Origin of the sequence: Peptostreptococcus sp. D1 (assembly GCF_900112955.1) — a bacterium.
In the GTDB taxonomy this organism is placed as follows: Bacteria; Bacillota; Clostridia; order Peptostreptococcales; family Peptostreptococcaceae; genus Peptostreptococcus.
The window spans coordinates 106,248-112,398 of record NZ_FONP01000006.1; the positions used below are offsets into that span (position 1 = coordinate 106,248).

4 protein-coding genes and 1 pseudogene are annotated in these 6,151 nt (G+C 31.6%); all 5 read right to left on the minus strand.

What is annotated here, in order from left to right; genetic code table 11:
- Positions 1–123: 123 nt before the first annotated feature.
- Positions 124–1,290, minus strand: a complete 1,167-nt coding sequence (locus BM120_RS06210; protein ID WP_091994158.1) for a M20 metallopeptidase family protein — start codon at positions 1,288–1,290, stop codon at positions 124–126.
- Between the two features lie 23 nt (positions 1,291–1,313).
- A complete protein-coding gene (locus BM120_RS06215) occupies positions 1,314–2,603 on the minus strand; it encodes an MFS transporter (RefSeq protein WP_091994160.1) in 1,290 nt (429 codons plus the stop codon).
- A 260-nt stretch (positions 2,604–2,863) separates the two neighbouring features.
- Entirely contained in the window at positions 2,864–4,474 is a 1,611-nt protein-coding gene (locus tag BM120_RS06220; RefSeq protein ID WP_091994162.1) for a PucR family transcriptional regulator, read from the minus strand.
- 114 nt (positions 4,475–4,588) lie between these two features.
- The gene (locus BM120_RS06225; RefSeq protein ID WP_091994164.1) at positions 4,589–5,137 is read right to left on the minus strand and encodes a hypothetical protein; all 549 of its coding nucleotides are present in this window, start codon (positions 5,135–5,137) and stop codon (positions 4,589–4,591) included.
- A gap of 621 nt (positions 5,138–5,758) precedes the next feature.
- Positions 5,759–6,151: pseudogene (tuf, locus tag BM120_RS06230) on the minus strand (elongation factor Tu); the annotation flags it as partial.

Sequence of the window (6,151 nt, forward strand, 5' to 3'; positions counted from 1 at the left end):
AATAATTTTATAATCCAAGAGGGTTATATGTCAATATAAATAAAATGGTATAGCTATATTGAATTGAAACCTTCTGTTATTATAGATAATACCTATAAACTGCATACTATATTTATATAAATATCAATACAATTCACTATCTAAAAAATCCAATGCAAATTGTGCAAACATAGCGGTTCCATAAACCATGTAATCTTCATCTATTTTAAATTTTTCGTGATGTGGAAAATAAACACTTCCCTTTTCATCGTTTTTAAAGCCCATATTTATATACACGCCCTTTGCATGCTGGAAATAATATGACATATCCTCAGATGCCATAAGAGGCTTCATAAGAATATTTTTACCTTTACCCAATACCTTTTCACTTGTCTTTTGAGCTAGCCTTACCAAATCATCATCATTTTTCAGACTCAAGGTACTTTCTTCGATATCTATACTAGCTTTGATTTCATAAGCATCTGCTATTGCATTGGCGTGTCTTATTATAGCCTCGTGAACCACTTTCCTAGCAGCAGGATCAAAATATCTCATAGACATATCTATTTCAGCATATTTTGAAATGATATTAGCCTTTGTACCAGCATTTATTCTTCCAACGGAAACTACGACTGGCTCCTGCGGCGCAACATTTTTTGTTACTATACCTTGTATATCAGTTACAAACATACATGCTGGATGAATCGTGTCCTTTGCCAATTGAGGTGACGAGCCATGACCAGACACACCTTCAAATTTAACATAAATTGTATCACAGCCAGTCAATCTATAACCACCCTCGATGTTGGCAAATCCTGTTTCCATCGTCGGCAAACCATGCATAGCAAAGCAACCATCTACATTTTCCATTCCGCCGGCCTCAATTATTTTTTTAGCACCAGAAAAATTTTCCTCTCCCTCTTGAAAGAAAAACCTTACTTCACCGCTTATCTTATCCTTCATTCCAGAAAGTATCTTTGCTGCTCCCAAAAGCATAGCACTATGAGCATCATGACCACAGGCATGCATTACTCCACTGTTTTTTGACTTAAAGTCTACCTCTGATTCTTCAACAATAGGCAGTGCATCCATATCAGCTCTAAGAGCTACTATTTTTCCATCTTTATTTCCAATTAATCTGGCAATAGTAGATGTATTCCCTACTTTTTCTATCTCAAGCCCCATCTTCTCCAATTCATCAATAATCAATCTCTGAGTATCATACTCTTGATTGCTAAGCTCTGGATTTTCATGAAAGGTACGTCTAATTTTTACAACGTAATCCTCTATCGATTTTGCTTTATTTAACATTTTATTCTCCCTTACAACAAACCCTATCCTTTATAAATATTTTCACCTCTAGTTTCCTTCGTAAAGAATGAAGCCAATGTGCTCACACATACAATAATAATAAGCACCATGAAAGCATTTCTATACCCAATTTCTGGTAAGGCTTTGTTAGCATCAATTATTTTGCCCATTACAACCGGTACAACTGCTGCTCCCAAGAAACCAATACAATTGACCACACCTGTAGCTACTCCTGAAAGATTTCTATCATTAACTTCATTACCAACCGTCCAACACATTGTGAATCCAGTCATTACAAAACCAAATATAAATAAAAATGGTGCCAAGAACGATTGCGGAACTTTGAAAAAGATGAAAAGTATCCACCCCAATAAAGTTATAAGTGAACACAATATCAGCGGAATCTTTCTATTTTTAAATTTATCGGACAAATATCCTATCACAAGTCCACTTACTGCAGATCCTATAATTGCAAATATTATATAATTTGCTGCATCTATCTTTGAAATACCATATACCTGCATTATAAATGATATTCCATATGTTCCGAATAATATCACGTATCCAGTATATAATCCTATATATGTAAGTGAAATAACCCAAGTTCTCCTGTTTCCAATAACAGATTTTAATGCATCAAATACATTTATATTTACAGATACCTGAGGTCTATTTTCCAATTCATCCATTCCCGGCAAGCCTACATCCTTTGGATCATCTTTCACAAATATAAACGCAAGAATTGCAAACAATAGCATTGCAACTCCCATATACACAAATGTACTTCTCCAACCAAAATGACTAACAGCTATTACAAGTGGCGTCTGTGCTATAACAGCACCAAGATTTGCTGCCAATCCAGCAAATCCTATCATAAGAGCAAAATTCCTTGAATAGAACCATCTTGACTGAATTTTTATCAGACAAATGAATATGACCGACACTCCAATTCCAACGGCAAATCTTGAAATATAAGCCACAGAAATATTAGGTGCCATTCCAAATACAACCGAGCCAACAGCTGCTAATAACGAGAAGATAAACACAGTTTTCTTTGGACCTAATTTATCAGCTAATACTCCCGATGGAATTTGCATAATAAAATATGCATAAAAATACATAGAGCCTATATTTGCAAATTGAGCTACACCCACATTAAACGCTTCTTGTAAATCGTTTTTTACTACTCCTGGAGCCATCCTGTGAAATGTTACAAATACATACATAATTGCCAAAATACTCCAAACTATCCACCTATAGCTTTCAACTTTTTTTATTTTTTCGGTTTTTGTCAATTCTTTCATAAATTTCATCACTACCCTTCAATTTTAATATATTCTAAAGCGGTCTTTCACTGTGAAAGTTATATCTTATGAACGTTCTGTACATCTATATTTTAATATACTTGAAATTGTTTTCAATGTACTTATAGTACAAAAAAATACAACTATTTTTATCTTCGAGATATATAGTGATATTTAAAGAATTGACTATATTTTTTCCATAATTTATTTTAATTGTTATTATTTCTTCATTATTTCTTCATTATTTATATATATACATAAATCATAATCTATTCACTCATTTTATATATTTTTAAAGCCAACGAAATATCCGTCCTTGCTTCTGTTTTATTCAAATCCTTATCGAGTATTTCAGCTATTTTTTTATATCGATATTTCATAGTATTGTAGTGAATATACAATTTCTCTGCAGCAATTTTTAAGTTCCAGTCACAATCAGCTATTTTTTGTAGACTTGAAAATAGCTCTGTATTGTATTGTACATCATAATCCAGAATCTTCCCAATACTAGACTTGCAAAAGCTTAGAGCATCCTCATTCTGATATATAGAGTATAATATTCTGTACACACCTAAATCCTTATAATGAAGAGCAAAGCTCGAATTATAAATGGTTCTTCCAATTTTTATTGCCATTTGCGCTTCTTTATAGCTTTTATAAACATTTATAATATCCTTTTGTGGCTCTCCAATCCCTACACTAACCGTAAAATCGAATTTATTTCCTATTGTATTTCGAATTTCTTTGCTCATTTTCTCTAGTATTTCATCAATTTTATTTTCTATGTTGTTTTGAATTAAGAACACTACAGTATCACTAAGATTGACATAAACTGAATCGACAAAATATGACTTTACCACTCTGACAGCAGTACTAAGAATATTATCTCTAATATCATCCAAATCGTTATTTATATCTCTCTTTTCATCAGCATTTCCCATCTTTATATACTCGTCCTTAAAGTTGTCTATATCTACAATCAAGGTTCTAAAGATTTCCTTAAATGTCCAACCAAATGACTGAGCTCTCTTTTCGATTTCTATTTTCGATTTGATGTTGTTTGTAATTATATCTCTTACAAACTCATTTTTGTGTCTATTTTCAATCTGCATACTAGATAGCTTTTTCTGTGTGTCCAGTATCAAAGCAGTGTTGGCATGTGCCAAGGCATTAAATTCATCCTTATATATGTCACCCTTTTCTCTGCTTAAAAAAACAATATATCCAAATATTTTATTATTCATGCTAATTCTATAGGATTCTTTTTCTATTAAAAGCTGATTGATATTTATACGTTCTAAATCTAGCTCTTTATAGCAGTTACTTTTACAATGATACATTTCATTTAATTTCATATCATAGTAACAAATTTCTTCACCCAATATTTCAGATATCACCTTTATTATTGTCAACGTATCGCTCTCATTCATTACTAGGTTGGTAAAATCGCTCAAAATTTTCTCAGACCTACGGATTACCTCTGACTGGAAGTTTATTATTTTCGACAAGGTAGGATTAATAACATCAACAAATGACAATTCAACTGGCACAGAAACTATTACAAAACCAATTTCATTCCCCAAATCAATTATATTTTGAGGTATATAATCAAAGTATCTGTTTAGCTTTATAAAAAGTGCAACTATACCTGTATCATTCATTTTCCTTATCAACTCTTCAAATTCGGATTCATGCTTTTTAAATATATATCCACTCGACAGTACTATTTCTCCTCCAACCGACCAAGGAAAAGGATCGGGAGAATCCATTATAGTTATTGAATTAACCTCCTTATCCAAAGCAGAATCACCAGCTAAAACTACAAAATCCTTAAATTCCTCAGTATTCAATATATCTCTTATCGTGACTCTTTTATTCATCTAGACGCCTCCCTTCATAGTATTCAAAAAATAATCGGGCTCCAGTTATGCCCGTAGATTATACTTATATTTAAGTATAATTGTTTTAATTTTTGCCTCTGATAAATACAAAAACTAATGCCCAACTGATAGCACCTTATAGTTTCCATATTCATCCGGAATCAAAACTATCGTCTTCATTTCATCTCCTTCGTTATACGCCGTATATTTATCTTTATGATGGATAACTTTAAAATATACATCCAAAACAACCGGATTCTTATATTTTTTAACCTCACCCTCTTCATTTTTTATTACTAGAGGATTTGATAACATATTTATATGATCTGAAGGCTTTACATATTCCATTTTACATTCTTTTATATGTCCTCTTAAATATTTAAGCTGTTGCTTTATTTCTTTTTCTTCGGTAAAATCCTTAACTAAAAAATATCCCTGTTCAAAATATCCTGAATACTCAGTGTATCTCTTAGCATCCTTATTCATATCTGAATATACATATTTAAGCTTATCTTCACTAGTTAAATTTTCAATATACCTTTGGCAAACATCAACTGGATTTTTTTCATATAATTCTCCTTGCTGTTTCGGCTCTTCCTTGCTACAAGCCACAAGAGTAATAATCATACAAAAAGACAGTACACCCATTATTTTCTTTATCATGTTACCCTCCTTAATGAGTAAACTAAAAAATTATGATTTTTCCAGAACGTAACACAAATATAGATAAAAGTCAATGCATTTTTCATTATTTATATACTATCGCTTAAAAAAATTAGCACTGATGATTTTCGAATTCATTTCACGATGAATTTGAAAACCGTCAGCGCAATACTATACAACCAATTTTTTTAGTCTAACTTTTGGAGGACATCTCAAATTAAGGTGTTTTTTATTATAAATATTTATCAATAAATTTGTTTTTTATATACTCTAAAAGGAATATTGTACACGCCATGATGATAAGCTTAAGAATATTATCAATCACATATATTCTTTTATTATGAAAATTAAAGAATATAATAATTATAAGTAAATTTAAAAAACCTGATATTAAAAATTTCTTCATTTTTCAAATCCTACTTTAATTATTAGCTAGTCTGATTCCATCACCAACTTTTTGAGTATAAACAATTTTATTAAATTTAGGAAAACTATAGAAATTAGAAAATAAAAAAACAGTTAACATAGTTAATGATAATACTTTTTTTGCGAATTTCATAATTAAAACCCTCCTAAAAAATAAGCTACAGTTCAAATTGAACTGCAGCTTAAAAAGTAAAATTATTCGATTATACTTGCAACAACACCTGAAGCTACTGTTCTACCACCTTCTCTGATGGCAAATCTCAATCCTTCTTCAACACATATTGAGTTGATTAGGTCTACTTCTATTGTTACGTTATCTCCAGGCATTACCATTTCTATTCCTTCTGGTAATTTACACTCTCCTGTTACGTCTGTTGTTCTGAAATAGAACTGTGGTCTATATCCATCGAAGAATGGTGTATGTCTTCCACCCTCTTCTTTCTTCAATACGTATATTTCTGCTGTAAACTTTGTATGTGCATTTACTGTTCCTGGCTTTGCTAGAACCTGTCCTCTTTCGATTTCTGTTCTCTGCACTCCTCTCAGCAATGCTCCTATATTATCTCCAGCCTCTGCTTGGTCTAGTAG